This window comes from Litoreibacter janthinus, from assembly GCF_900111945.1.
Classification (GTDB): Bacteria; Pseudomonadota; Alphaproteobacteria; order Rhodobacterales; family Rhodobacteraceae; genus Litoreibacter; species Litoreibacter janthinus.
On the sequence record NZ_FOYO01000001.1, the window covers coordinates 807,092 to 833,055 of the forward strand.

Consider the following 25,964-nt stretch of genomic DNA (forward strand, 5'->3'; position numbering starts at 1 on the left):
AGCTTTAAGGACCACTATGACCGATCTCGTTCCCGTGCACCGCGCGCTGCTTTCCGTTTCCGACAAATCCGGCCTGATTGAGTTCGCCCGCGCCTTGGCGGGCCACGGCGTTGAGCTTCTATCGACAGGCGGCACTGCAGCGGCGATCCGTGACGCCGGGCTGGATGTGAAGGACGTGTCCGAGGTAACTGGCTTCCCAGAGATGATGGATGGTCGCGTAAAAACGTTGCATCCGATCGTGCACGGTGGACTTCTGGCATTGCGCGACGACGAGGGCCATGTGGGTTCCATGACCGAGCACGGAATTGGGGCGATCGATCTGCTGGTGGTGAACCTCTATCCGTTTGAAGAAACCGTGGCCAAAGGCGCAGATTACGCGACCTGCATTGAGAATATCGACATTGGCGGCCCCGCGATGCTGCGGTCTGCTGCGAAAAACCATAAGTTCGTAAACGTGGTGACTGATGTTCAGGACTACGACGCGGTGCTAACTGAAATGGGTGCGCAGAATGGCGCGACCTCTTATGCCTTCCGCCAACGTTTGGCACTGACCGCATATTCTCGCACCGCAGCCTATGACACTGCGGTATCGGGCTGGATGGCTGGTGCTTTGGGTGAGACACCGCGCCGCAAATCGTTCGCCGGCACACTCGCGCAAACCCTGCGCTATGGCGAAAACCCTCACCAGCAGGCGGCGTTCTACACCGATGGCTCCGCCCGTCCTGGTGTGGCTACGGCCCAACAGCATCAGGGCAAAGAGCTGTCCTACAACAATATCAACGACACCGACGCCGCCTTTGAATTGGTCGCTGAGTTTGACCCGAAAGACGGCCCAGCGGTTGCCATAATCAAGCATGCAAACCCTTGCGGCGTGGCACGCGGCGCGACCGTGGCCGAGGCCTACAACAAAGCGTTCGAATGCGACCAGACATCGGCATTCGGGGGCATCATCGCGGTGAACCAGCCGCTTGACGGGGCGACTGCCGAAGCGATCAGCGGAATCTTCACCGAGGTGGTCATTGCCCCCGGAGCAGATGACGACGCACGCGCAATCTTCGCAAAGAAAAAGAACCTGCGCCTGCTGACAACTGCCGGACTGCCTGATCCGGTAGCAGCTGCATTGACGGTTCGCCAAGTGTCCGGCGGTTTGCTGGTGCAAGACAAAGACAATGGGCGCGTGATGGCAGGCGATCTGAAGGTGGTGACCAAACGTGCACCGACTGAGCAGGAACTTGCCGACATGCTTTTCGCATGGCGCGTGGCCAAACATGTGAAGTCCAATGCGATTGTTTACGTCAAAGATGGCGCGACAGTTGGCATCGGTGCTGGGCAGATGAGCCGAGTGGACAGCTCTCGCATCGCCGCGCGCAAGGCACTGGATGTGGCGGAGCTTCTGGGGCTGCCAGAGCCGCGTACAGTCGGGTCCGCCGTGGCATCAGATGCGTTCTTCCCATTCGCTGACGGTCTGCAAACCGCCGCTGAGGCAGGCGCAACGGCGTTGATCCAACCGGGCGGTTCCATGCGGGATGATGAAGTGATCGCAGCGGCGGATGAGCTGGGGCTGGCGATGGTCTTCACCGGCATGCGTCATTTCCGGCACTGATCATGCGGGTGATGCTTCTTTCCGCGCTGGCCGTTTTCGGGGTCGATCAGCTTTCCAAATGGGCTGTGGTCCATTGGCTGGACCTCAAGAACGTGCTGTCAATTGATGTGCTTCCCCCTGTGCTGAATTTCCGCATGGGGTGGAACACCGGCATCAATTTCGGCCTGTTCGGCGACAGCCATGAGATAATGCGCTACGTTTTGGTGGCGCTGGCGCTGGTCGTGTCGACATGGATTTTGTGGTGGGGTAATCGCAATCTTGGCCGTCTGGTCACCCAGATCGGGGCGGGCGCAATCATTGGCGGCGCCTTGGCCAATGCGGTAGACCGCGTGATTTACGGGGCCGTGGCAGATTTCCTGAATATGTCGTGTTGTGGTATCAACAACCCTTACACGTTCAATATCGCTGATATAGGCATCTTTGCAGGGGCGTTTGCGCTGATTGCGTTCGATGACACAAAGGGTGAGCAAAAGTCAGCGTAAAGAACCCTCGTGACGCCCGCGACGGATTGCGCTAAAACGGCATCAAAAGATGAGCAGGAGTGGCCTTTCATGCAACGCAAAGCGATGATCCTCGGTGGGATGGTCTGCGCCGCATTGGCGTTGTCGGCGTGCGACCGCAACAAGCAGCCGCAACTGCTGAACGTAAAATCCAACCAAGAGGGTGGGCCAGACGAGTTTGCTGTTCTGCCCAACAAGCCCCTTACGCTGCCTGATACATATGCCGAACTGCCCGAACCCACGCGTGGCGGCGTCAACCGCACCGACGTGACGCCTTTGGAAGATGCCGTCGTGGCCCTTGGCGGCAACCCGAACGCCGGGATCAGTGACGGCGGACTGGTCAACTACGCTTCGCGTTATGGCGTTTCGCCAAATATCCGTGGTGCGCTGGCGACCGAAGATCTTGAGTTCCGCCGCAAGAACGATGGCCGCCTTCTGGAGCGGGTGTTCAATGTGAACGTTTACTTCAAAGCCTACCGCAAGCAGTCTCTGGATCAGTATGCTGAGCTTGAGCGGCTGCGTCGTCTTGGCGTGCGGACCAATTCCGCGCCGCCTGAAGGCGCTGAATAGCGACAACGCTCACAATAGCGTGGCCTATGTTGAATTCGCCGCCAGCTATGCCATGTTTTATAGAATTGAACTGCTAAAGGGATGCTCATGCGCCGTCTGATTGCTTGCCTGCTTGCTCCGGCCCTTTTGGCCCTTCCCGCGGGCGCGGCCGAAAAGATCACCACATTCACTTTGGACAATGGCCTTGAGGCCGTCGTTCTTGAGGACCACCGCGCGCCCGTTGTCGTGCATATGCTGTGGTACAAGGCGGGTGCAGCTGACGAAGAGCCTGGCGTTTCCGGCGTGGCCCACTTTCTGGAGCATTTGCTGTTCAAAGCGACAGAGAAGATGGAGGCTGGCGAGTTTTCTGCAGTTGTCGAAGCGAATGGTGGATCGGACAATGCATTCACCTCTTGGGATTACACGGCCTACCACCAACGGATTGCTGCTGACCGTCTTGATCTGATGATGCAGATGGAAGCGGATCGCATGCGCAACATCCGCCTGACAGAAGAAGATGTGGAGACAGAGCGCAAAGTGATCCTGGAAGAGCGTGCGCAGCGCACCGACAGTGATCCGGGGGCATTGTTCGGTGAGCAGCGCAACGCCGCCCAGTATCTAAACCACCCCTATGGACGCCCCATCATTGGCTGGCGTCATGAGGCGTCTGAGCTAAGCCGAGAGGACGCGCTGGCGTATTACCAAAAATACTATGCGCCCAATGCGGCGATCCTGATCGTTGCAGGTGACGTTGACCCCGCCGAAGTCGAAGCCTTGGCTCAAAAGCACTATGGCCCGCTGAAACCGACCGAAGGGCTGACAGAGCGTGTACGCCCCGCGGAGCCGCCTCAGTTGGCGGAGCGACGCATCGTTTTTGAAGACACGCGGGTTGCGCAGCCTTATGTCATTCGCTCGTACACCGCGCCAGAGCGTGATGCAGGCGATCAAGAAACCGCAGCAGCTCTCACTATGCTGGCTGAAATTCTTGGCGGAAGTGGCCGAACATCTGTTCTGGGCCAAGCGCTCCAAGTGAACAGCAACAAGGCGGTCTATAGCTCTGCGTTTTATTCTGGCGTGAACTACGATGACACGACCTTCGGAGTCTTCGTGGTTCCTGCCCCTGGTCTGAGTTTACAACAAGCCGAAGATGAGATGGATGCGGTGATCGCGCAGTTCATGAAGGACGGTGTAGACGCCGAACAACTGGCGCGGGTGAAGTCGCAAATTCGTGCATCCTTGATCTACGAACAGGATGCCGTCGCCTCGCTTGGTCGCCAATACGGGGCGGCTCTTACGTCTGGCTTGACCGTCGAGGACGTGCAGCAATGGCCTGCTATTCTGGAGGCCGTTACCGAGAACGACATCATGGACGCTGCGAGACTGGTGTTCGACCGCAAAAAGGCGGTGACCGGATGGTTCCGCAAGCCAATCGAGCTGGAGGTTTCCCAATGATCCGCGTCGTTCTTACTGCCTGTTTCGCCCTTATAGCACTGCCCGCGGCTGCGATTGATATCAAAGAGGTCACATCACCCGGCGGGATAAAGGCATGGCTGGTTGAAGAGCCGTCGATCCCCTTCACCGCATTGGAGATCCGCTTCAAAGGTGGCGCATCCTTGGACCGTGAGGGCAAGCGTGGGGCAGCCTATTTGATGTCTGGCCTGTTGGATGAAGGTGCGGGCGAGATGACCTCGACCGAATTCGCCGCCGCCGCCGAAGGGCTTGCATTGCAATATGATTTTGATGCGTCAGCGGACAGCTTTTCCGTGTCGGCGCAGTTTCTTACGGAGAACCGCGAGGAATCGCTGGAACTGCTTCGGAAAGCCCTGAACGAACCGCGCTTCGATCAAGACGCCGTCGACCGCGTTCGCGGTCAGGTCCTGTCGATGATCGCGTCAGATGCCGAAGACACCAATGACATCGCAGGCAAGACCTTTGCAGAGTTGGCATATGGCGATCACCCCTACGCCAGCAAACTGGAAGGCACTGCTGACACAGTGTCGGCCCTGACGCGTGAAGATTTGATTGCTTCCCATGCGGACCTGCTAACCCGTGACCGTGTTTACGTCGGCGCTGTTGGTGACATCACACCGGCGGAGCTGGGTCTGGTTTTGGATAAGCTGCTTGGGGCGCTACCGCAAAACGGGCCAGAGATGCCCGGCCCTGCGCCATTCCTGTTGGCAGGTGGCGAGACGATCGTGCCGTATGACACGCCTCAATCGGTCGCCATCTTCGGCCATTCCGGCATTGAACGCACTGACCCAGATTTCTTCGCAGCATTTGTGATGAACCAAGTGCTGGGCTCCGGTGGCTTTGGATCGCGCCTGATGGATGAGGTGCGGGAGAAGCGCGGGCTGACATATGGTGTCTATTCCTATCTGGTCCTGCGTGAGCACGTGAACCTAGTGATGGGGCAGGTGTCGTCTTCCAACGAAAGCGTTGCGGAGGCGATAGAGGTGATACGCGCCGAATGGGCGAAGATGGCCGAGAACGGATTGACAGAGGAAGAATTAGCGACAGCCAAAACCTATCTAACGGGCGCCTATCCGTTGCGCTTTGACGGCAATGCGCGCATCGCCAATATTTTGGCTGCCATGCAATTTGACGACTTGCCCGTGGACTACATCGATACCCGAAATTCCAAGGTCGAGGCTGTCACGCTGGACGACATTCAACGCGTGGCCAAACGGCTGTTGAAGCCGGAGAACCTGCACTTCGTCGTGGTCGGGAAACCCGTTGGTCTGGGGGCGTCAAACTAACCAAGCCGCATGGCCGAATCGGGATCGAGCGTGCTACAAATTGCGGTATGAATGTTCTGACCCCCAACATAGGCGATAGCCAGCCGGCAAAACGGCCTCAGATCAAGCAGTTGGATGAGGTCGCAGTGAACCGCATTGCGGCTGGTGAGGTTGTTGAACGCCCTGCATCCGCTGTGAAGGAACTCGTGGAGAACGCGCTTGACGCTGGCGCGACCCGCATTGAACTTTGCCTGAAGGACGGCGGAAAAACCCTAATCCGCGTTACTGATGACGGGCACGGCATACCAGCGCAAGATTTGCCACTGGCGCTCGCGCGACATGCGACCTCTAAAATCGACGGTTCTGACCTTCTGAATATCCACACCTTCGGGTTTCGCGGCGAGGCTTTGCCGTCCATGGCATCGGTTGGGCGCATGACCATCACCTCTCGCGTTTCTGGGGAAGATGCCGCTCAGATCACGGTGGACGGGGGCGTGATGCAGCCCGTAATGCCCGCGGCATTGACCAAAGGCACCGTAGTCGAGCTGCGTAACCTGTTTTATGCCACGCCTGCGCGACTGAAATTCCTGCGCTCCGACCGTGCAGAAACATCGGCGATACTGGATGTGATCAAGAAGCTGGCGATGGCGGAGCCCTATGTCGGCTTTACCATCCGTGACCTGTCGCGCGATGACAAAGGCCGCGTGACCTTCCGCGCCGACGCGCAATCGGGCGACATGTTTGACGCGCTGAGTGGGCGATTGCGGTCAATCCTAGGGGCGGAGTTTGCGGATAACGCATTGCCCATTGATGCAGAACGCGACGGGATTACCCTTACAGGCTACGCGGCACTGCCAACCTATTCGCGCGGCACGAGCGTCGCCCAGTTTCTGTTCGTGAATGGCCGCCCTGTGCGCGACAAGCTTTTGATCGGAGCTCTGCGCGGCGCGTATTCTGACTTCCTAAGCCGCGACCGGCATCCTGCGGTGGCGCTGTTTTTGGAATTGGACCCGACCAAAGTTGACGTCAACGTGCACCCTGCCAAGGCAGAGGTGCGGTTCCGCGATCCGGGGCTGGCGCGGGGGCTGATCGTCTCGGCGCTCAAGCACGCGTTAGCCGAGGCAGGGCACCGTGCGTCGACCACGGTAGCTGGCGCCACATTGGGCGCGTTTCGCCCCGAGCGTGTCGACAGGCCGATCTATCAGATGGACCGCCCGTCCCAATCCGCTTTGCGGGGCGCTTATCAAACACAAACACCAGAGTATGAGCCGCGGGGGTTTAGCGAGACGCAAGCCGTTTACAGCCGCGTGGATGTGGTCGAGCCGGACCCGATGGCATCGCAAGACCAACCTTTGGGGGCCGCGCGCGGGCAGGTGCACGAGAATTACATCATCGCCCAAACCAAAGACGGCATGGTGATCGTCGACCAGCATGCGGCGCACGAACGGCTGGTCTATGAGAAACTTAAAAAACAAATGGCGGAGAACGGCGTCGCCGCGCAGGCCTTATTGATACCAGAGATCGTGGAAATGTCAGAAGGCGATGCTGCGATCTTGCTTGCCCATGCAGATGCGCTGTCAAAGCTTGGCCTGACCTTGGAGCCATTTGGAGCAGGCGCCATTGCTGTGCGCGAAACGCCGGCTATTTTGGGTGAAGTGAACGCAGAGGCTATGGTGCGCGATATTCTGGACGAACTTGACGATCTTGGCGACACTCAGCTTGTCGCCGACAAGATAGAGGCCGTACTCAGCCGCGTCGCCTGCCACGGCTCTATCCGGTCGGGCCGATGGATGCGCGCGGACGAGATGAACGCGCTGCTCCGTGAGATGGAGGCGACGCCTCATTCAGGCCAGTGCAACCATGGCCGCCCCACCTATGTTGAATTGAAACTGACTGACATTGAACGGTTGTTCGGACGCACATGATCCAGATCGGTGACATTGTTTTAAGGTGGGATGACCCACTGGTTATTGCGGGCCTCGTCGGGGCTGCTGTGCTTGTTCTGATGGTTGTTCTGCTGATCATCGTTGTCCGATCCGCTGGACGGGCGGCGAGCATGACAGAGCCTATGATGATGCAAATGGGCCTGCTCAATCAAACTGTTCAAAATTTGGGGAACGGCCAGGCCCAGCTTACGGGGGGCATGGAAAGCCTGTCCAAGAGCCAGACCATGACGATCCAAACGATGGAAGTCCGACTGGCCGAAGTTCAACAAAAAATGGCGGAACGGCTGCACGAAAATGCAATGAAGTCTGCGCGTTCGTTGTCCGACTTGCAGGAGCGTATGAATGACACGCTCCACGGCTCCTCCGAGAAAACAACGAAGTCTCTGACACAACTTCAAGAACGGCTCGCGACCATCGATAAGGCCCAGACCAATATCGAGAAGTTGTCGGGCGATGTACTGTCGCTGCAAGATATCCTGTCCAACAAACAAACACGCGGGGCGTTCGGGGAGATTCAGCTGAATGACATCGTATCCAAGGCGCTGCCTGCGGATAGCTACACTTTCCAATGCACCCTATCGAACGGGCGGCGTGCGGATTGTCTGATCAAACTGCCCAACCCGCCCGGACCGATTGTGATTGATGCGAAGTTCCCGTTGGAGGCGTATGAGGCGCTCGTTTCCGCTGAAACCAAGGACCAGCAGGCGCGAGCACTGACCGCTTTGGGACAGGCCGTGCGGGTTCACATCAAAAAAATCTCGGACAGCTACTTGATCGAAGGCGAAACCGCGGACGGGGCGTTGATGTTCTTGCCGTCCGAAGCAGTCTACGCTGAACTCCATTCCCGCCTGCCACATATCGTGCGCGAAGGGTTTGCGGCGCGCGTCTGGATCGTGTCGCCCACGACCTGCATGGCCACGCTGAACACGATGCGATCAATCCTGAAGGATTCGAGAATGCGGGAACAAACGGGCGAAATCCGCAAAGCGCTGCGTCAGCTTCATCGGGACGTCGAGATCATCGGCGAGAAAGCGGGCAAGTTGGAAACGCATCTGCGGCAAGCCGGTGACGACGTTGCAGGCGTGCTTACAGCCGCCACCCGCGCGGGCAAGCGGGCAGACCGGCTGGACAATTTTGATTTCGAAGAGCTGGCCCCGGAAGCCACGAATGTAGTGCCGCTGAGCAAGCTGGAAGACTAAATCCGCAAGAAGGGCTGCGCAATCCGTTGAATAATGCCCCGGAATTTCAGAGGGGCGTCGGTCGCTGCAAGGCAGATACAGTCCACCCCGGCTTCCGCTACGGGCGTGTGCTCGTCTTCTTCTGTCGCAATTTCCAGATCACCTGGTCCGAACCGATCAAATTCATCACGGAATGCGCCTTGCAAAACCAAGGTCAATTCTGTGCCCCGGTGGCCATGATCAGGCACCGCACAGCCCGCAGGGATGTGCAGCAGACGCACGCTCGCATCTTTGGAGGTGGGCAAAATTGCCTGACGCACACCCATGCCGACGGGGCGCCATTTAACGGCGTCCAAATCACCACCAACGTAGTCTTGCAGCGCGGTCGGGAACAGGCCAGGCTTGATGCGGATCGGCGCTTTCCGGTCTACGGGATCTTGTGCAATGAGCGCTAGTGTAGCGTCCAGATCGACCTCCATCTCGGATGTCGCTGAGTCGCCAGATGTGCCAGATAACATCGCGCCACCGACGGCCTCGAAGGCTTCAAGGCGAACTCGGCAATCGTCGCACATGCTGACATGTGTCGCCACAACAAGGCCGAAGGCTTCAGGCAGGTTGCCTGCCGCATAGCTGATCAGCAGCGCATCGTTCAGATGATGTTTAATGTTCGTCATGTCCAGTTTCACTTCATTGTGTGGCGCAGCTTTTCCAGCGCCAGTCTAATTCTCGACTTGATCGTCCCCAGCGGAAGGCCAGTCTGATCGGCAATCTCGCTATGCGACAGATCACCAAAATAGGCCTTCTGGATCAGAACCCTTTGCTTTTCGGGCAGCTCAGACAAAGCCTGAACCAATCGCGTACTTTCTTGTTGGAACTCCAGAACCTCCGCCGCATCCGGCTCTGATTCTGGACCCCATGTTAACTCGTCCGGCTCGGGACGACGCTGCTTGCGCAGCATGTCGATCCGGCGGTTTCGGGCGATTGTGAACACCCAAGTGCTCACGCTGGCCCGTGTTGGATCGAACAAGTGAGACTTCCGCCACAGCGTTGCCATGACGTCTTGCGCGCACTCTTCGGCCAATGAGGCGTCCGACCCTGATTTTATCAGGAACGCCTTCACACGCGGCGCGAAGTGTCGGAAAAGCTCTGCAAAGGCCGCCTTGTCTTGGGCGTCTCGGATCAGCAGAACGCATTCGACCATGCGCAAATCTTCTTGTTCTTTGGCAGACACTTCTTTTTCTCGACCCCTCTTGGCCTCGACCTTTTGGCGTGCCGGTTTGCAACCGCCAATTGGCGCAACATCAAGGTCATCAATAGTTATGTCTGCCGTCAACATGAACCTTCTACGCGCCAGAAATTAATCTGGATCACTTCACGGTCATTGATCCATTCAGGGCCGCAGCGCGTAACACTTACACAACAAGAAAAACAAGTGTGCTGGAGACCGGAATGCCGTTTGAACCCATGAACATAGCCCCAAAGCGTATCGCAGTGATCGGGGCGGGAATCTCTGGCATGGGGGCGGCGCACATGCTGTCGAAATCCCACCACGTCACATTGTTCGAAGCCGAGAGCAGATTGGGTGGCCATGCCCGCACCATCATTGCGGGTAAGCGGGGCGACCAGCCGGTCGACACGGGCTTCATCGTTTATAACGAGACGAATTATCCGCATCTTGTGAAGTTGTTTGCTGAGCTTGGTGTAGAAACCGTCAACAGCAACATGAGCTTCGGCGCCTCTATTGGCGGAGGTAAGCTTGAGTATGGATTGCACAGTATCGACGCGATTTTCGCGCAGCGTCGGAATGCGGTCGATCCTCGTTTCTTGCGGATGATCCGCGACATCGTGCGTTTCAACGCCAAGGCCGTGGAGGCCGCTAAGGACCCTAACCTTTCCATATCCGAGTTGCTCGGGCAGCTTGGCACCGGGTCGTGGTTTCGCGACAAGTACCTTTTGCCGTTTACCGGAGCGATCTGGTCCACCCCGATTGAGCGGATGGAGGCGTTTCCGGCTCAGGCGATGATCCGTTTCATGCAAAACCACGCGTTGCTGGGGTATTCGGGCCAACATCAATGGCGCACGGTTAAAGGCGGGTCCACGCAGTATGTCGAGAAGCTAGCGGCGCGTCTTGAAAGCCAAGGTGTGGATATAAGGCTCGGCACACCCGTCAAGTCTGTGGTGCGGGCCCACTCCCATGTTGAAGTGACACCTGTAAAAGGCACGCTTGAACGGTTTGACGAAGTTGTTTTCGCCGCGCATTCCGATCAAAGTCTTGCGATGCTTTCTGATGCGTCGGTCACTGAACGTGCTGCGCTGGGCGCTGTTCGCTACCAACCCAACGAGGCCGTTCTGCACGCAGATGTCGGCATGATGCCCAAACGCCGAAAGGTTTGGGCCAGCTGGGTCTATTGCGAGGACAAAGACAAGTCGTCTGACAAGATTGATCTGACCTACTGGATGAACTCCCTTCAGGCGATTCCCGAGGACGATCCGTTGTTTGTGACGCTCAATTCGACCCGCGCGATACGTGAAGACCTGATTTATGATACAAAGACCTTCTATCACCCGGTCTACGATGTCGCCGCCTTGAAGGCGCAAGACACCATCAAGGCGATGAACGGCACCAACCGGACATGGTTCTGCGGGGCGTGGATGAAAAACGGATTTCACGAAGACGGGCTTTCAAGTGCGGTAGATGTGGCAACGTCGCTCACCACGAAATTTGACGCGGCAGCGGCTGCGTGAGCGGAATTAGTCATATCGAGGGGGTGACCTTTCACGGGCGCAAAGGAGGCATTCAGAACGCCTTCAGATATGGCGTGGACTACGTTCTGTTCGACCCGTCAGAAGACCTGAAGCTGCCTCTGTTGTTTTCGCGAAACGGGGCCAATGTGGTGTCCTTGCACGACAGTGATCATGGGGGAGACCCGAAGCAGGGCGCGGGGCTTCCGTGGGCGCATGAGGTGCTGAAATCGCAAGGATTGATGGATATCGTCGACCGGGTTGAGCTCCTTGCGCAGCCTCGTGTGTTGGGGCACGTTTTCAACCCCGTTAGCTTCTGGCTTGGTTTTGATGCCGATGGCGGTCTGCGCGTGGTCATACCAGAGGTGTCAAACACCTATGGCGACCGTCACTGCTATTTGTGCTTTCACGACGATCAAAGGGTTATTCGTCCCACCGACACGCTCACCGCTCGCAAAATTTTCTACGTCTCGCCGTTTCAACCCGTAGAAGGCAGTTATACCTTCCGGTTTGACTTTACCGGCGACAAGGTCGGGGTCTGGATCGACTACACCTCTGGCGAAAACGGACTGCTGGCGACACTGACCGGCAAGCGAACAGCGCTCACCAACTCTTCGATCCTGCGGGCGTGCCTTCGCAGGCCTTTCGGGTCGCGGCGTGTCTTGGGATTGATCCACTGGCAGGCGCTAAAGCTATGGTGGAAAGGGGCTAAGTTCCGGTCACACCCAACGCCGCCCGCAGAAAAAGTGTCGCGGTGATGTCCTCGGTCCTTCCACGGGTCGGTGACAGGCTGGCGGCCTATTCCCTGTTCGCTGCCGTTTTGTCCGGCGCGGGACTTCCTATCTATATCTACGCCCCAAAGTACTATGCAGACACTTACGGTGTTAGCCTCGCAGCGCTTGCGGCTGTTCTGTTTGGGTTGCGATTGTTCGACGTTGTGCAGGACCCCGTTCTTGGCTGGATCAGCGAAAGATTGGGAGTGTGGCGCAAGGCGGCGGTTGCTGCAGGAGCAGCGGTTCTGGCGCTTTCTATGCTTGGGCTGTTTGGGGTTGCGCCACCCATCGCCCCGATCTGGTGGTTTGGATTGACAATTACGGGCCTGTTCACGGCCTTTAGTTTTCTCACGATCAACTTTTACGCGCAGGGCATTGCTAAGGCAGAGACCGTATCCGGAGGCCACACCACGGTCGCAGCTTGGCGGGAAACAGGTGCCTTACTTGGCGTTTGTGTGGCCGCTGTTACGCCAACGCTTTTGCAGGGTGTGGTCCCAGCACCGTTTGCAGCGTTTGCCGCGGGGTTTGCTGGCGTGACGATTATTGCCGCGGCCCTCATGGCACCCGAATGGTCAGGAACAGTAGACCATGAGCCGACGCGTATGCGCGCGATCTTGGCCGACAGGACGGCAAGACGATTGCTTTTGCTGGCTCTGGTCAACGCGACGCCTTTGGCCGTGTCTTCCACCTTGTTTCTGTTCTACGTCGAAAGCCGACTTGGCGCACCTGGCTGGGAGGGAGCGCTGCTAGTCCTGTTCTTTCTTGCCGCGGCTATGTCGGCGCCGGTCTGGGCGCGACTTGCTTCTACTTGGGGCGAAAAGGTCGTCCTGCTTTTGGCGATGTGCATTGCGATTACCGCCTTCGGATGCGTTCTGACTCTGGGTGAGGGCGATGTCGTGGTGTTTGCGGTTATCTGCATCGTGACCGGCGCGACCATCGGTGCAGACCTAACTCTGCTCCCTGCGCTATTCGCGCGCCGCATGTCGGTTATATCGCCGAGCGGCGGCCAGGGGTTTGGCCTTTGGTCACTGGTCAACAAATTTACACTGGCCTTTGCCGCGGCAATCTTGCTTCCGGCATTGGAGGCACAAGGATTCGTTACGGGGACAGGCAACAACCCCGAGGCAGCCTTGATCACTCTAACGCTCCTCTATGCCTTGGTGCCTTGTGCGCTGAAATTGGTCGCAATTGGGATCTTGCTAACAACCCCCTTAAAGGAATGACATCCATGGAAATGCTTGGGTTCACGATTTTTGGTATGCTATTGGCGACGACATTGTTTGGTGTCTGGTCGAGGAAGTTTTCATTTCTTGGGCAACGTCCCGAAGATTTCGAGGGGAAGGGTCCAGCTTTCGATTTGCGCACCCATTTGAGTGGCCCGATTCTTTGCGAAGGGATGATTTATGGCCCGACTGGGAAGGTAACATCTCGGTTCGTCGCGGATATGGATGTTCAGTGGACAGGTAATGTCGGCGTCATGCGGGAGGAATTCGTGTATGACAGCGGCGACCGCCAGCAGCGTGAATGGACGCTTACCGTTGGCAATGACGGCTCCATCAAGGCTGAGGCACCTGATGTGATCGGTGTCGGGACTGGAATGCAAAAGGGCCCTGCGGTGCAACTTAACTACAGGATCAAGCTGCCGGAGAGCTCCGGCGGTCATGAATTGGACACGGTCGACTGGATGTATCTTGTCGAGAACGGCACGATCATGAACCGAAGCCAGTTCCGCAAATATGGAATCAAGGTCGCTGAACTCGTGGCTACGATGCGCAAGAAGGAAGCGGCGTGAGATCTTTTGATGGAAAGCGATACTGGCTGGTTGGTGCGTCGGCAGGTTTGGGGCGTGCCTTGGCAGACAAGCTGGTGGCAGCTGGTGCGGACGTTGTCTTGTCAGCGCGTGGTGAAGACGAGCTGAAGCAAGCAGTGGCGGAGATTGGGCCGAAGGCGAGTTATGTGACGCTCGATGTGGCCGACAATGACGATGTGATCCGCGCGGCAGAAGAGGTCGGCGAGATCGACGGCTATGTTCATTTGGCAGGTGTGTATTGGCCGCTCGGGGCCAAGGAATGGGACGCCGACCAAGTGAACGCTATGTGTGACATCAATTTCACCGGCACGGCGCGCGTTTTGGGGCAAGTCGTGCCGAACATGGTGAAGCGCGACCATGGGCATATTGTCATTACCTCTAGCCTGACTGGATTTCGCGGGCTTCCGGGGTCGATCGGCTACACGGCAAGCAAGGCTGCGACAATGAGTTTGGCTGAATGTATGTATGCGGATCTGCGCAAAACTGGAGTTGATGTTCAAGTGGTCAACCCGGGCTTCATCAAGACCCAGCTGACAGACAAAAACGACTTCAATATGCCGTTTATCATGGAGCCGGAGGACGCGGCCCAGATCGTGTTCGATCATATGTCGAGCGGCGGGTTCAAACGCAGTTTCCCGCGGCTGTTTAGTCTTGTCTTCAGAGGTAGCCAGTTCTTGCCAGATTGGATTTACTACCGCATCTTCTCCTAAGCTTGGATTTGATCCAAATCATGGGACGCCCGTCACGGGCCTCCTACGGTGGATCAACACAAATGAGGAGCACTGCAGATGGACATTTCCTTGCACAAGGTTGCGCAGGTCGTCCTGTTCGCCCACGAAATTGACCGAGCCGAAGCAGAGCTGCGTGCGTTCATCGACGGGCTGAACGAGGATGAGCAGGCCGAGTTGGTTGCGCTGACTTGGATCGGCCGAGGCAGCTTTGACGCAGCTGAATGGGATGAAGCGCTGACAACCGCTCGCCAAGAAAAAGTGACGCCCACAGAGGACTACCTTTTGGGGATTCCGCACTTGGCCGATCACCTTGAAAACGGTGCCGAGATGATGGGCTTCGATCTGTCAGAGGCCGAGGACGATATTCTTTAGAGATGCGCGTCAAACGTCGCTTTTGCGCGGGACCAAACCCCTGAACTGAGCCTGTCTAATGTGAGAAGGCTTGGCAAAAGCTGGGCGGCGAAATCCTCTGAAGATTCCACGGGAAGCATCGACGGCAAGTTGTCGATCGCGGTGACATCCAACACCGGGTCGCCATGGACTCTCAGAGCCGGTACATCCCAAGTCGTCACACGATCGTAGACCTTGATTGGCGAGAAATCGCTGTCGGGATCGCAAGCGATATCCCCAATTACCGACAGTTTTCGTGGGTCCGTTTTGGCGGACGCGGGGACAAACACAGGTGTTCCGGGTCGCGCTAGGATGCAATTCAGAAAAATCTCGTGGCTCATCACCTCGGGAAATGGGCCGCCGCCAGCAGTTTCGGACATATCCCATTTGGTCGCTGGAACCCCCATCGACGTGCAAAGGTCGGCAGCGCCTGTGCCCACACGCCCCAACGCACCGATGATCAGAGCGGAGGGTCGCGCATCGCCAAGCGGTGCAAGGCGCGCGCGCAGGTCACTTTGCATCGCCTCAGATGACGCGTAGACCCCGACAGGTTCAGAAATCTCGCCTTTCTGTTGTGCGATCCAACACAGAAGGCTGACCGCAGCACCGGCGTACCCGGCCCAATACCCGAATGCCGCGACGCGACGCCCGTCCTCTCCGACGAGGTATTCGAGATCGTAAAGTGTTCCGCCGCCTGCTTTGAAGCGGTCGAGCAGCACTCGGCCAGATGGCTGCCCCTTAAAGGCGTGGCCGAACATGATATGGCGATGCGGCAGCGACGTTCCGTCGTCCGGCAGCTCCTTCAGGCCAAAGATAATCGCGTCTTTCGGGGCGTCGGGCCAGCTGCCTTCGGCTGCTATGTTACACCCTGCAGCGACATACCCATCGATTGGAATCGCCCGTGTAGAGCTTTCCTCGACCGTCACTTCAATGCCCGCATCGATCAATGCTTTGACGCCATCGGGGGTGACACCCACCCTTTGCTCGTGGTTGCGGCTTTCCGAGCGGACCCAAAGATGTGTCATGGCAGCTTCCTTTCGCATGTTACATCAAGGCTTACGCGACGCCGCCAATACGCGCCACCCCCGCGCTGATGGGAAACAAGCTGACGCAAATACGGTGTCGGAGGTCGCGCATGAAACTCTGAAATTGTCTGCCCGATGGTTTAACTTGGCGCAGGCAAGGAGACAGCCCAATGACCGATACGATCAAATTCATACTCGATGGTGCGCAGGTTGAGGCCCAAGCAGGTGAGACGATCTGGGAAGTGGCCAATGGCCGCGGCCTTGTGATCCCGCATCTGTGCCATAAGCCCGCGCCCGGTTATCGCCCTGATGGCAACTGCCGCGCGTGTATGGTCGAGATTGAGGGCGAACGGGTTCTTGCTGCCTCCTGCATTCGTGAGCCAAGCGACGGCATGGTCGTTACAACCAACTCCAACCGCGCAGAAACGGCACGCAAGATGGTCGTTGAAATGCTGGTCGCTGATCAGCCGGAGCCCGAGGTCGCCCACGACAAATCTTCCCACCTCTGGGATATGGCGGCGATGCAAGGCGTGTCGAGAAGTCGATTCCCCAAGCTGGAAGAGGGTCGCATTCCGTTGCTGGACGATAGCCATGTCGCAATGTCTGTGAACCTGGACGCATGTATTCAGTGCGGCCTTTGCGTACGCGCTTGCCGCGAAGTTCAGGTGAACGACGTGATCGGTATGTCTGGTCGCGGGCACGATTCATACCCCACGTTCGACTTCGCGGATCCGATGGGTGACAGCACCTGTGTGGCGTGTGGCGAATGCGTTCAGGCTTGCCCCACGGGCGCGTTGATGCCTGCTACTGTGACCGATGAGAACCAAGTCGGTGACAGCAAGGACTTCGATTCAGAGGTGGAGAGCATCTGCCCGTTCTGCGGCGTGGGATGCCAGATTTCGCTGAAGGTAAAGGACGGCAAGGTCAAATATGTCGATGGCATCAACGGCCCCGCGAATGAAGGTCGTCTATGTGTCAAAGGCCGGTTCGGGTTTGACTATATCCACCACGACCACCGCCTGACCAAGCCGCTTATCCGCCGCAACGACGCACCTGCGAAGGGGATGAATGTCGATCCTGGCAACTGGCAAGACGTCTTCCGCGAAGCCACTTGGGAAGAAGCGCTAGATGCGGCGGCGGACGGCATGAAGGGACGGGGGCGCGAAGTCGCGGGTTTCGGATCCGCGAAGTGTACCAATGAGGAAGCCTATCTGTTCCAAAAGATCATTCGCCAAGGGTTTGGGCACAATAATGTCGACCACTGTACGCGGCTTTGCCATGCATCCTCTGTTGCGGCATTGATTGAGAATGTCGGCTCCGGCGCGGTCACAGCGACATTCAATGAAATCGAGAACGCGGACGTGGCTATCGTCATCGGCGCCAACCCGACCGAGAACCACCCCGTTGCGGCGACCTATTTCAAGCAATTCGCCAAACGCGGCGGCAAGCTGATTGTCATGGACCCACGCGGTCAGGCGTTGAAGCGATACTCTTCGCACATGCTGCAATTTCGTCCTGGGGCGGATGTGTCGATGCTGAACGCGATCATGCATACGATCGTTGAAGAAGGCCTGTACGACCAACAATATATCGACGCCTACACCGAAAACTGGGAGGCGGAGAAAGCCCACCTTGCGGGGTTCTCTCCTGAGAAAATGAGCGAAATCTGCGGCATCGCGCCGGAGATGCTGCGCGATGTGGCGCGGACGTTTGCGGGTGCCAAGTCTGCAATGATTTTTTGGGGTATGGGTGTCTCCCAGCATATCCACGGCACAGATAACTCCCGATGCCTGATTAGCCTCGCCCTGATGACCGGACAGGTCGGTCGTCCGGGGGCAGGCTTGCACCCGTTGCGTGGGCAAAACAACGTTCAGGGCGCGTCGGACGCTGGTCTGGTTCCAATGTTCTTGCCGGATTACCAAAGCGTCATGGACGACGGCGTGCGCTCTGCCTTTACTGATGTATGGGGATCGGGCGACTTCTCGAACGAGAAGGGCCTAACCGTGACCGAAATCTTGGACGCGGTTCACGCAGGCGATATCAAATCAATGTATATCCTCGGTGAAAACCCAGCCATGTCTGACCCGGATGTAGAGCACGCCCGCGACGCGTTGGCGAAGTTAGACCACTTGGTTGTGCAAGACATCTTCCTTACTGAAACCGCGAATTTCGCCGACGTGGTCCTTCCAGCATCTGCGTTCGCCGAAAAATCCGGCACGGTCACCAACACCAACCGCCAAGTGCAAATGGGCCGTCCCGCTGTCTCACCTCCGGGCGATGCGAAAGAGGATTGGTGGATCGAAGTCGAGCTGGCCAAGCGCCTGGGCTTGGGTTGGGACTATGAGAGCCCGGCGGATGTCTTTGCCGAGATGAAGCTAAATATGGGTTCGCTGAACAACATCACGTGGGATCGCTTGATGGGTGAAAACGTTGTGACCTACCCGTCGCTTTCCCCAACCGATCCCGGCCAATCCATCGTCTTCGGCGACGGTTTCCCCCGAGCGGACGGGCGGGCAAAGTTTACCCCCGCCAATGTAATTGCGCCGGATGAAAGCCCTGACGCCGAGTATCCGATGATCCTGACCACAGGCCGCCAGCTGGAGCATTGGCATACGGGTTCGATGACGCGTCGCGCCTCGGTTCTGGATGCGATGGAGCCGGAAGCGAACTGCTCACTTCACCCGTCCACCTTGCGCAAGCTTGGGGTCGAGCCCGGTGGGATGCTACGCCTGACGACGCGGCGCGGCACGATTGATGTCATGGCGCGGTCCGACCGCGCGGTGGCCCCCGACATGGTGTTTCTACCGTTCGCTTATGTGGAGGCGGCAGCCAACATTCTGACCAATCCTGCGGTAGACCCTTTCGGAAAAATTCCGGAGTTCAAGTTTGCCGCCGTGAGGGTCGAGGCGGTGAAGCGACCCGTTGCGGCGGAGTAATTCGTAGCAATGAAACCCAACGCCGACCGCTTCCTAACTGATCTTCACGAACTAAGACGTTTCGGGGCGACAGGCAAAGGCGTCGTGCGCCCCGCGTATTCTGACGCAGACATTGCTGCGCGGGAATGGTTGGCAGGCAAGATGGCCGCAGCGGGATTGACTCCTCACTTTGATGAGGTCGGCAATTTGTTCGGCTTGGCCGAGGAACCGAGCCTGTTGTTAGGGTCCCATTCCGATAGTCAGCCTGAAGGTGGCTGGCTCGACGGCGCTTATGGTGTGATTTCTGCTTTGGAGGTTGCACGCACCAGTATTGAGCAAGGCGGGCCAGCTATTTCGGTCGTCTCATTTCAGGATGAAGAGGGCCGCTTTGGTGTGACCACTGGCAGCTCGGTCTGGTCTGGCGGGCTATCATTAGCCGACGCCGACAAGCTCATGGACAATGACCGGATTACCTTTGCCAAGGCACGATCTGAAATGGCGCATCTTGTAACCGGCCCGATGGTTCCTGCTTCAAAGTTCACCGGCTTTATCGAGGCGCATATCGAGCAGGGTCCGGTGTTGGACCAGTCCGGCGAAAGCATCGGGGTCGTCAGTGGTATCGTTGGCATTCGGGACATGCGCGTGATCCTGAAAGGTCAGCAGAATCATGCCGGTACGACGCCCATGCATATGCGCAAGGACGCGGTTCAGGGATTGATGCGGATCAGCCATCGGGTCGCAGAAGATCTGCGTAACGTGGTCACCCCGCTTTCGGTTTGGACAATCGGTCATGTGTCCGTACATCCGAACGCGGCGTCGATTGTTCCGGGGCGGGTCACGTTCTCCATGCAATGGCGCGATGGAGATTTACCGCGATTGGATCGGATGGAGCGGGTGATCCGGCAAGCGATTGAAACCACTGCCAGTGATCTCGGTTTGACGGTGGAGTTCGGACCCATGTTGGGGCTTGACCCTGTAGCAATGGATTCGATTCTGCGTGGCAGGTTGGCGGCTGCTGCTTCAATCGAGACGCCGGATCAGTGGCGCGACATGCCGTCAGGCGCTTTGCATGATGCCACCAATGTCGCGAGAACGCTGCCCGTGGCGATGCTGTTTGTGCCGTCGATCGGCGGCATCAGCCATGACTTCACAGAGGACACCGCCGAGGCGGATTTGATCGCTGGACTAAGAGTTTTGGCGCGCGCAGCGGCGGGTGATAGCGCTATCTGAACAACTGTTCAAAAAAAACATTTGACCTCGCCCCGCTCGCCGCTCAGTATTCCTCCAAGAAGGGGTGAAAAGCCCCTCTGTCGGTCATTCCGGCTCTGGGAGGAAATTTTGGTTCACGCAACAACTGCTTCGGCTGGTCTGGACACGTTACCCCGAATTCTGGCGCGCAACGCCGCTGAGTTCGGAGACAAGCCAGCCTATCGCGAAAAGGAATTCGGTATTTGGCAAAGCTGGACTTGGTCCGAAGCCGCCGAAGAGATCGAAGCGCTTGCGTTGGGGTTGTTGACCCTCGGCGTGAACCAAGGCGACCATATTGCGATCATTGGTCGAAACCGACCCTACCTCTACTGGAGCATGGTGGCAGCAGAGATGGTGGGTGCAGTTCCTGTGCCACTTTATCAAGATTCGGTTGCCGACGAGATTGCCTACGTTCTTGATCATTGCGGTGCACGATTTGTGATCGCTCAGGATCAGGAACAAATTGACAAGGTCTTCGAAGTGCATGACCGCCTGCCCGGCATTGAGCATATGATCTATCTCGATCCTCGCGGTTTGCGTAAATACGACCATACCGCGCTGACGAAATACCAGGTCTTGCAGGAAAAGGGTCGCGCTGATGGCGATCGTGTCGAGCTGGAGCGCCGCAAAGACCAGCAGACCTACGACGACACTTGCGTGATGCTTTATACTTCGGGCACCACCGGCAAGCCCAAGGGCGTCGTGCTGTCGAACCGAAATATCATCGAGACTTCTAAGGCATCATCCGAGTTTGACAGCCTACGTCCTGGAGACGAGATTTTGGCCTACCTCCCGATGGCTTGGGTCGGCGATTTTATCTTCTCGATTGGGCAGGCCTACTGGACGGGTTTCTGCGTAAATTGCCCCGAAAGCCCTGCAACCATGCACAGCGATCTGCGAGAAATTGGTCCGACCTATTATTTCGCGCCACCGCGTGTTTTCGAAACGCAACTGACCGACGTGATGATCCGTATGGAAGACGCAGGGCGCTTCAAGAAGTGGCTGTTCCGCTATTTTATGGACCATGCCAAGAAAGTTGGTCCCGATCTGCTTGACGGAAAATCTGCAAGCTTCGGAGACAAGCTGAAATATCAGCTGGGCGAGTTGATGGTTTACGGCCCGCTGAAAAACACGCTTGGGTTTTCGCGGGTGCGCGTGGGTTACACGGCAGGCGAAGCGATCGGGCCGGAGATTTTTGACTTTTACCGCTCACTTGGGATCAACCTGAAGCAGCTTTACGGCCAGACCGAAGCGTCTGTGTTCATCACCCAACAACCAGACGGCGAAGTACGATCCGATACGGTTGGCGTCCCTAGCCCGGGGGTTGAGATCAAGATCGCGGACAATGGTGAGGTGTTCTATCGTTCCCCCGGCGTGTTCGTTCGCTATTTCAAGAATGACGAAAGCACCGCCTCGACCAAAGACGCAGAAGGGTGGGTCGCGACGGGCGATGCTGGCTTCATCGAAGAGGGCAGCGGTCATTTGCGGATCATCGACCGCGCTAAGGATGTCGGCAAAATGGCGGATGGGTCGTTGTTCGCGCCCAAGTATGTCGAGAACAAACTCAAGTTTTTCCCGAATGTTCTGGAGGCCGTCGTTTTCGGCAGCGGCAAAGAATATTGCACCGCGTTCCTGAACATCGATCTGACCGCTGTCGGCAACTGGGCGGAGCGCAATAATATTGCCTACTCCAGCTATCAGGAGCTCGCGGGCCATCCGCAGGTCCTTGAGACGTTGCAGGCACATGTGGAAGAGGTGAACGCGAGCGTCGCCGAGGATCCGATGCTGTCAGGCTGTCAGGTGCACAGGTTCGTGGTATTGCATAAGCAACTTGATGCGGATGATGGTGAGTTGACGCGAACATTGAAGGTGCGGCGTCGGATCATCGAAGAGAAATTCGCTGACATTATCGAGGCCCTGTATGATGGGTCGGCGCACATTTCGACCACCACCGAAGTCACCTATGAAGACGGCCGCAAAGGGTCGATCAAGGCGACTTTGGAGGTGCGTGATGCACGTGTCTTCGATATCCGGAAAGTTGCGGCGGAATGACGGTGCGACGCTCGATTTCATCTTCGCCCCGCCCGCCATCCCGTGAGGTAGCACTATGAACGCTTTGACAGGTGGAAACTACACGACTGCGGATGGCCGCAAGATCGGTGGCACCATGATGGAAATGAAAAACATCACTCTTCGCTTTGGCGGTGTGGTGGCTATCAAGGACATCTCTTTCGATATCAACGAAGGCGAAATTCGCGCCATCATCGGACCGAATGGCGCCGGCAAGTCATCGATGCTGAATGTCATTTCAGGCTTCTATAACCCGCAAGAAGGCGAAGTGTGGTTTCATGGCAAGAAACGTGCACCGATGCGCCCCTATCAGGTGGCCCGACAAGGGATCGCGCGGACCTTCCAAAACATCGCCTTGTTTGAAGGCATGAGCGTTTTGGACAACGTCATGACGGGTCGCTTGACCCATATGAAATCCGGAATGCTGAGCCAGATGATCTGGAAAGGGAAAGCCGAGAAAGAAGAGACTGAAAACCGCGAGGTCGTTGAGAAGATAATCGACTTTCTGGAGATCCAGGCGATCCGGAAGACACCCGTAGGTCGTCTGCCTTACGGTTTGAAAAAGCGCGTGGAGCTGGCGCGCGCCCTGGCTGCAGAACCTAAGCTGCTGCTTTTGGACGAGCCGATGGCGGGGATGAATGTCGAAGAAAAAGAGGACATGAGCCGCTTTATCCTTGATGTTAATGATGAATTTGGAACGACCATCGCGTTGATCGAGCACGACATGGGTGTGGTTATGGACCTGTCGGACCGTGTTGTCGTGATGGATTACGGCAAAAAGATTGGCGACGGAACACCGGATGAGGTGCGCAACAACCAAGAGGTGATTGATGCGTATCTGGGGGTGGCGCATGATTAGGCCGCTCGTCGGAGACTTTGGAAAATTGCGCCGGCGTTGTGTCGGGCCGTTTGCTCGTTCTCTGTGTGCGATGGCTTTGACCACATCTGCTGCGCTGGCGGGGGCGTGGGAAGAGTTCGAATCTCTGTGTTTGCTTCCCATGGAAAATATCTCGTTGGCCCAACCCACGACACTTGAGCCGTATCAGAGTTTCAAGAATGATGGTGATACCTACACAACGTACAAAATCGATGGCGCAAAGCTGGCGATCTCGGATGGGCGCGCAGGAGCGTCGAAATGGTGCTGGATTGATGTTGGGCCTAGAGCCGCCACTAGATTTTCCGAGTCATCTTCAAGCTGGAGCGAGTCAGCTCAAGCTGATGTGCGATATGAGCTGATCGACAAGCGTGCCCCCGGCTTTCTGTTACGAAGCACTTCTTGGCGCGAGCCAAAGCTTGATGTGACCCTGTCGATGCGGGGCAAAGGCAGCAACCTCATAATGCGCGTGGAGGAAACAGATCTTGAATCGTGAACCAATGAATGGAGGCTCCGATGCCTGAGCAGTTTCTCTTTGCGATGGAAGTCATCCTGAACGGGTTGATGGCTGGCGTGCTGTATGCGCTGGTGGCCTTGGGGTTTGTGCTAATCTTCAAAGCGTCGGGCATTTTCAACTATGCGCAAGGCGTCATGGCCCTGTTTGCGGCGCTGACCTTGGTGGGGATTATGGACGGACAGGTGCCGTTCAGCCACCTGATCAACGCGACCTTCGGGACGGATTTGCACCATTTCGGCTGGCATGTGCCAGCATTGCTGGCGATCATCCTGACAGCTGGGGTCATGGTGGCCTTCGCTTGGCTGGTGCAGAAGTTCATCTTCCGGCATCTGGTCAATCAGGAGCCGATCATCCTTTTCATGGCGACCATAGGCCTTGCGTATTTCCTAGAAGGCGTCGGCGATCTGATGTGGGGTTCCGACATCAAGAAATTGGATGTGGGTTTGCCGCAGGGCATCAATGAATGGATTGATGTCACGACATTCGAGGCGTTTGGATACGGGTTCTTTATCGACAATCTCGACATTTCCGCCAGCATCGTGGCTGCGATCCTAGTTGCAGTACTGATTATGTTCTCGCAATACACCAAGCAGGGTCGCGCTTTGAGGGCGGTTGCCGATGACCACCAAGCTGCTCTGTCTGTGGGCATTTCGTTGAATTTCATCTGGGTGTTGGTCTGGTCGATCGCAGGATTCGTGGCGTTGGTCGCGGGAATTATGTGGGGCGCCAAATCGGGCGTGCAGTTCTCGCTGTCCCTGATTGCCTTGAAGGCGCTGCCGGTGCTGATGCTGGGCGGCTTCACCTCAATCCCCGGTGCCATTGTCGGTGGATTGATCATCGGTGTCGGTGAGAAGCTGTTCGAGTTCCTGATTGGCCCAATGGTCGGTGGCGCGACTGAAAACTGGTTCGCCTACGTTCTGGCGCTGCTATTCCTCGTCTTCCGCCCGCAGGGGCTGTTCGGCGAAAAAATTATTGAAAGGGTGTGACCATGAGCAAACTGATTGCCGTTTTGAACGTCATTGCGTGGTCGGGCTTTTGGGCCTTTGGGTATCTGGCGCTAAGCGCTGATGTCGGTAACACGTCCCAGATCATGATCGCTGGCCTGCTGGCGGTAGTTGGCGCTGCGGTCGGGCTGTTCACCTACATGCAGCTGGTGCGCCACTCAGAGGCAACGGGCTATGCCAAGCCACGCAACCGCGTGCCCGACAGCGTTCGCGAGACCGACGGGGGAGCCGCTTAATGTTCTATCGTGAATCAGGCGACTTTAGCACCACCTATGCCGAGGATAGCCAAACCTTCCCGATCAAATTCGACCGCTACCGCTACTATGTGGTTTTGGCGGTCGCTTTTCTGGTTATCCCGTTCATCATCAACGACTATTGGGCCAACGCTGTGGCAGTGCCGTTCCTGATCTACGCCATTGCAGCGATCGGGTTGAATATTCTGACCGGCTATTGTGGGCAGGTTTCTCTGGGTACCGGCGCCTTCATGGCTGTAGGGGCATACGCCGTCTACAAGCTGATGACAGCTTTCCCCGAAATCTCGATGCTGGTGCATGTACCGCTGGCAGGTTTGATTACGGCAGGGGTTGTGACGGTTTTCGGGCTGCCGTCGCTGCGGATCAAAGGGTTCTATCTGGCGGTGGCGACGCTGGCCGCGCAGTTCTTTTTGGTCTGGTTGTTTAACAAGGTGCCATGGTTTTACAACTACTCTGCGTCCGGCCAGATTTCGTCGCCAGAGCGTGACGTGCTGGGCATCATTGTAACCGGTCCCAACACCGAAGCTTGGGCGAAATACATGATCTGCCTGATCTTCGTGACTCTGGCTGCGATCATCGCGCGGAACCTGACACGCGGTTCAGTAGGACGTAAATGGATGGCTATCCGCGACATGGACATCGCCGCCGAGATCATCGGCGTAAACCCGATGATGGCGAAGCTGACGGCCTTTGCGGTGTCGGGCTTCTTTATCGGGGTCGCAGGCGCGCTGTTCTTTAGCGTCTACCTTGGTGCGGCTGAGGTGGGGGAAAGCTTCGGGATCGACAAGTCGTTCTTGGTGCTGTTCATGGTGATTATCGGTGGTTTGGGATCGATCTTCGGATCCTTTGCCGGTGCTGCCTTTATGGTGCTGCTGCCTGTGTTCCTGAAGAACGTCTTTGTCGGAATGCTGGGCTGGCCCACGGATCTGGCGGCGCATTTGCAATTCATCGTGTCTGGTGGCCTGATCATCGTGTTCTTGATTCTGGAGCCGCACGGCCTGGCGCAACTCTGGCGCTTGGCGAAAGAGAAACTTCGGCTGTGGCCGTTCCCGCATTAATCAAAATCGAGGCGGGGTGAACCCCGCCCTACGCTTCAAAAC

24 protein-coding genes are annotated in these 25,964 nt (G+C 57.1%); 21 read left to right on the forward strand and 3 right to left on the reverse strand.

What is annotated here, in order from left to right:
* Positions 1-16: 16 nt before the first annotated feature.
* From purH to BM352_RS04115, 7 genes are all read left to right on the forward strand, one after another.
* On the forward strand, positions 17-1,603 hold the full coding sequence (gene purH / locus BM352_RS04085) for a bifunctional phosphoribosylaminoimidazolecarboxamide formyltransferase/IMP cyclohydrolase (protein WP_090212865.1): 1,587 nt from the start codon (positions 17-19) through the stop codon (positions 1,601-1,603).
* A gap of 2 nt (positions 1,604-1,605) precedes the next feature.
* On the forward strand, positions 1,606-2,085 hold the full coding sequence (gene lspA, locus BM352_RS04090; protein WP_090212868.1) for a signal peptidase II: 480 nt from the start codon (positions 1,606-1,608) through the stop codon (positions 2,083-2,085).
* A 69-nt stretch (positions 2,086-2,154) separates the two neighbouring features.
* Complete coding sequence (locus tag BM352_RS04095; protein WP_090212870.1) at positions 2,155-2,673, forward strand: DUF3035 domain-containing protein; 519 nt, start codon at positions 2,155-2,157, stop codon at positions 2,671-2,673.
* 81 nt (positions 2,674-2,754) lie between these two features.
* Positions 2,755-4,104 carry a M16 family metallopeptidase gene (locus BM352_RS04100; protein WP_090212873.1) on the forward strand — a complete coding sequence of 450 codons (1,350 nt, stop codon included), beginning with the start codon at positions 2,755-2,757 and terminating at the stop codon, positions 4,102-4,104.
* Entirely contained in the window at positions 4,101-5,408 is a 1,308-nt protein-coding gene (locus BM352_RS04105) for a M16 family metallopeptidase (RefSeq protein WP_090212876.1), read from the forward strand. Before BM352_RS04100 ends, BM352_RS04105 begins: the two co-directional genes overlap by 4 nt.
* Positions 5,409-5,455: 47 nt before the next feature.
* Positions 5,456-7,312, forward strand: coding sequence for a DNA mismatch repair endonuclease MutL (mutL, locus tag BM352_RS04110; protein WP_090212879.1), 1,857 nt, complete (start codon positions 5,456-5,458; stop codon positions 7,310-7,312).
* A complete protein-coding gene (locus BM352_RS04115; RefSeq protein WP_090212882.1) occupies positions 7,309-8,532 on the forward strand; it encodes a DNA recombination protein RmuC in 1,224 nt (407 codons plus the stop codon). The genes mutL and BM352_RS04115 overlap by 4 nt, the downstream gene beginning before the upstream one ends.
* Here BM352_RS04115 and BM352_RS04120 read toward each other — a convergent pair.
* The gene (locus BM352_RS04120; protein ID WP_090212884.1) at positions 8,529-9,185 is read right to left on the reverse strand and encodes a ChrR family anti-sigma-E factor; all 657 of its coding nucleotides are present in this window, start codon (positions 9,183-9,185) and stop codon (positions 8,529-8,531) included. The two genes, BM352_RS04115 and BM352_RS04120, sit on opposite strands and share 4 nt — an antisense overlap.
* Positions 9,186-9,193: 8 nt before the next feature.
* On the reverse strand, positions 9,194-9,712 hold the full coding sequence (locus tag BM352_RS04125) for a sigma-70 family RNA polymerase sigma factor (RefSeq protein WP_245781026.1): 519 nt from the start codon (positions 9,710-9,712) through the stop codon (positions 9,194-9,196).
* A 248-nt stretch (positions 9,713-9,960) separates the two neighbouring features.
* Here BM352_RS04125 and BM352_RS04130 point away from each other — a divergent pair, with 248 nt between their 5' ends.
* From BM352_RS04130 to BM352_RS04155, 6 genes are all read left to right on the forward strand, one after another.
* On the forward strand, positions 9,961-11,256 hold the full coding sequence (locus BM352_RS04130; RefSeq protein ID WP_090212890.1) for an NAD(P)/FAD-dependent oxidoreductase: 1,296 nt from the start codon (positions 9,961-9,963) through the stop codon (positions 11,254-11,256).
* Positions 11,253-12,011, forward strand: coding sequence for a DUF1365 domain-containing protein (locus BM352_RS04135; protein ID WP_090212892.1), 759 nt, complete (start codon positions 11,253-11,255; stop codon positions 12,009-12,011). Before BM352_RS04130 ends, BM352_RS04135 begins: the two co-directional genes overlap by 4 nt.
* A complete protein-coding gene (locus BM352_RS04140) occupies positions 12,011-13,249 on the forward strand; it encodes an MFS transporter (RefSeq protein WP_090212897.1) in 1,239 nt (412 codons plus the stop codon). The genes BM352_RS04135 and BM352_RS04140 overlap by 1 nt, the downstream gene beginning before the upstream one ends.
* 5 nt (positions 13,250-13,254) lie before the next feature.
* The gene (locus tag BM352_RS04145; RefSeq protein WP_090212900.1) at positions 13,255-13,818 is read left to right on the forward strand and encodes a DUF3833 domain-containing protein; all 564 of its coding nucleotides are present in this window, start codon (positions 13,255-13,257) and stop codon (positions 13,816-13,818) included.
* On the forward strand, positions 13,815-14,546 hold the full coding sequence (locus BM352_RS04150; protein WP_090212903.1) for an SDR family NAD(P)-dependent oxidoreductase: 732 nt from the start codon (positions 13,815-13,817) through the stop codon (positions 14,544-14,546). Before BM352_RS04145 ends, BM352_RS04150 begins: the two co-directional genes overlap by 4 nt.
* 78 nt (positions 14,547-14,624) lie before the next feature.
* Positions 14,625-14,939 carry a DUF3775 domain-containing protein gene (locus BM352_RS04155; RefSeq protein WP_090212906.1) on the forward strand — a complete coding sequence of 105 codons (315 nt, stop codon included), beginning with the start codon at positions 14,625-14,627 and terminating at the stop codon, positions 14,937-14,939.
* Here the strand turns inward: BM352_RS04155 and BM352_RS04160 are convergent.
* Positions 14,936-15,982, reverse strand: a complete 1,047-nt coding sequence (locus BM352_RS04160) for a saccharopine dehydrogenase (protein ID WP_090212909.1) — start codon at positions 15,980-15,982, stop codon at positions 14,936-14,938. The genes BM352_RS04155 and BM352_RS04160 overlap by 4 nt on opposite strands.
* A gap of 170 nt (positions 15,983-16,152) precedes the next feature.
* On the opposite strand from BM352_RS04160, the gene fdhF reads away from it, so the two are divergent.
* The 8 genes from fdhF to BM352_RS04200 all read left to right on the forward strand — a co-directional run bounded on the left by fdhF (position 16,153) and on the right by BM352_RS04200 (position 25,922).
* Positions 16,153-18,918 (forward strand): formate dehydrogenase subunit alpha, encoded by a 2,766-nt coding sequence (fdhF, locus tag BM352_RS04165; RefSeq protein WP_090212912.1) that lies wholly within the window; start codon positions 16,153-16,155, stop codon positions 18,916-18,918.
* A 9-nt stretch (positions 18,919-18,927) separates the two neighbouring features.
* Entirely contained in the window at positions 18,928-20,127 is a 1,200-nt protein-coding gene (locus tag BM352_RS04170) for a hydantoinase/carbamoylase family amidase (protein WP_090212914.1), read from the forward strand.
* A 108-nt stretch (positions 20,128-20,235) separates the two neighbouring features.
* Positions 20,236-22,197 (forward strand): AMP-binding protein, encoded by a 1,962-nt coding sequence (locus BM352_RS04175; protein WP_245780908.1) that lies wholly within the window; start codon positions 20,236-20,238, stop codon positions 22,195-22,197.
* A 55-nt stretch (positions 22,198-22,252) separates the two neighbouring features.
* Positions 22,253-23,074, forward strand: coding sequence for an ABC transporter ATP-binding protein (locus tag BM352_RS04180; protein WP_090212917.1), 822 nt, complete (start codon positions 22,253-22,255; stop codon positions 23,072-23,074).
* 70 nt (positions 23,075-23,144) lie between these two features.
* Positions 23,145-23,585, forward strand: a complete 441-nt coding sequence (locus BM352_RS04185) for a hypothetical protein (RefSeq protein ID WP_090212919.1) — start codon at positions 23,145-23,147, stop codon at positions 23,583-23,585.
* Positions 23,586-23,605: 20 nt separating this feature from the next.
* Positions 23,606-24,592 carry a branched-chain amino acid ABC transporter permease gene (locus BM352_RS04190; RefSeq protein ID WP_090212921.1) on the forward strand — a complete coding sequence of 329 codons (987 nt, stop codon included), beginning with the start codon at positions 23,606-23,608 and terminating at the stop codon, positions 24,590-24,592.
* 2 nt (positions 24,593-24,594) lie between these two features.
* On the forward strand, positions 24,595-24,846 hold the full coding sequence (locus tag BM352_RS04195) for a hypothetical protein (RefSeq protein WP_090212923.1): 252 nt from the start codon (positions 24,595-24,597) through the stop codon (positions 24,844-24,846).
* Positions 24,846-25,922, forward strand: a complete 1,077-nt coding sequence (locus tag BM352_RS04200) for a branched-chain amino acid ABC transporter permease (RefSeq protein WP_090212926.1) — start codon at positions 24,846-24,848, stop codon at positions 25,920-25,922. Before BM352_RS04195 ends, BM352_RS04200 begins: the two co-directional genes overlap by 1 nt.
* Positions 25,923-25,964: the final 42 nt, after the last annotated feature.

Excerpts from the sequence above, each read along its gene's own strand:
- purH (WP_090212865.1), top strand. The coding sequence starts at position 17 with ATGACCGATCTCGTTCCCGTGCACCGCGCGCTGCTTTCCGTTTCCGAC.
- lspA (WP_090212868.1), top strand. The coding sequence starts at position 1,606 with ATGCGGGTGATGCTTCTTTCCGCGCTGGCCGTTTTCGGGGTCGATCAG.
- BM352_RS04095 (WP_090212870.1), top strand. The coding sequence starts at position 2,155 with ATGCAACGCAAAGCGATGATCCTCGGTGGGATGGTCTGCGCCGCATTG.
- BM352_RS04100 (WP_090212873.1), top strand. The coding sequence starts at position 2,755 with ATGCTCATGCGCCGTCTGATTGCTTGCCTGCTTGCTCCGGCCCTTTTG.
- BM352_RS04105 (WP_090212876.1), top strand. The coding sequence starts at position 4,101 with ATGATCCGCGTCGTTCTTACTGCCTGTTTCGCCCTTATAGCACTGCCC.
- mutL (WP_090212879.1), top strand. The coding sequence starts at position 5,456 with ATGAATGTTCTGACCCCCAACATAGGCGATAGCCAGCCGGCAAAACGG.
- BM352_RS04115 (WP_090212882.1), top strand. The coding sequence starts at position 7,309 with ATGATCCAGATCGGTGACATTGTTTTAAGGTGGGATGACCCACTGGTT.
- BM352_RS04120 (WP_090212884.1), bottom strand. The coding sequence starts at position 9,185 with ATGACGAACATTAAACATCATCTGAACGATGCGCTGCTGATCAGCTAT.
- BM352_RS04125 (WP_245781026.1), bottom strand. The coding sequence starts at position 9,712 with ATGGTCGAATGCGTTCTGCTGATCCGAGACGCCCAAGACAAGGCGGCC.
- BM352_RS04130 (WP_090212890.1), top strand. The coding sequence starts at position 9,961 with ATGCCGTTTGAACCCATGAACATAGCCCCAAAGCGTATCGCAGTGATC.
- BM352_RS04140 (WP_090212897.1), top strand. The coding sequence starts at position 12,011 with ATGTCCTCGGTCCTTCCACGGGTCGGTGACAGGCTGGCGGCCTATTCC.
- BM352_RS04145 (WP_090212900.1), top strand. The coding sequence starts at position 13,255 with ATGGAAATGCTTGGGTTCACGATTTTTGGTATGCTATTGGCGACGACA.
- BM352_RS04155 (WP_090212906.1), top strand. The coding sequence starts at position 14,625 with ATGGACATTTCCTTGCACAAGGTTGCGCAGGTCGTCCTGTTCGCCCAC.
- BM352_RS04160 (WP_090212909.1), bottom strand. The coding sequence starts at position 15,982 with ATGACACATCTTTGGGTCCGCTCGGAAAGCCGCAACCACGAGCAAAGG.
- fdhF (WP_090212912.1), top strand. The coding sequence starts at position 16,153 with ATGACCGATACGATCAAATTCATACTCGATGGTGCGCAGGTTGAGGCC.
- BM352_RS04170 (WP_090212914.1), top strand. The coding sequence starts at position 18,928 with ATGAAACCCAACGCCGACCGCTTCCTAACTGATCTTCACGAACTAAGA.
- BM352_RS04180 (WP_090212917.1), top strand. The coding sequence starts at position 22,253 with ATGAACGCTTTGACAGGTGGAAACTACACGACTGCGGATGGCCGCAAG.
- BM352_RS04185 (WP_090212919.1), top strand. The coding sequence starts at position 23,145 with ATGGCTTTGACCACATCTGCTGCGCTGGCGGGGGCGTGGGAAGAGTTC.
- BM352_RS04190 (WP_090212921.1), top strand. The coding sequence starts at position 23,606 with ATGCCTGAGCAGTTTCTCTTTGCGATGGAAGTCATCCTGAACGGGTTG.
- BM352_RS04195 (WP_090212923.1), top strand. The coding sequence starts at position 24,595 with ATGAGCAAACTGATTGCCGTTTTGAACGTCATTGCGTGGTCGGGCTTT.
- BM352_RS04200 (WP_090212926.1), top strand. The coding sequence starts at position 24,846 with ATGTTCTATCGTGAATCAGGCGACTTTAGCACCACCTATGCCGAGGAT.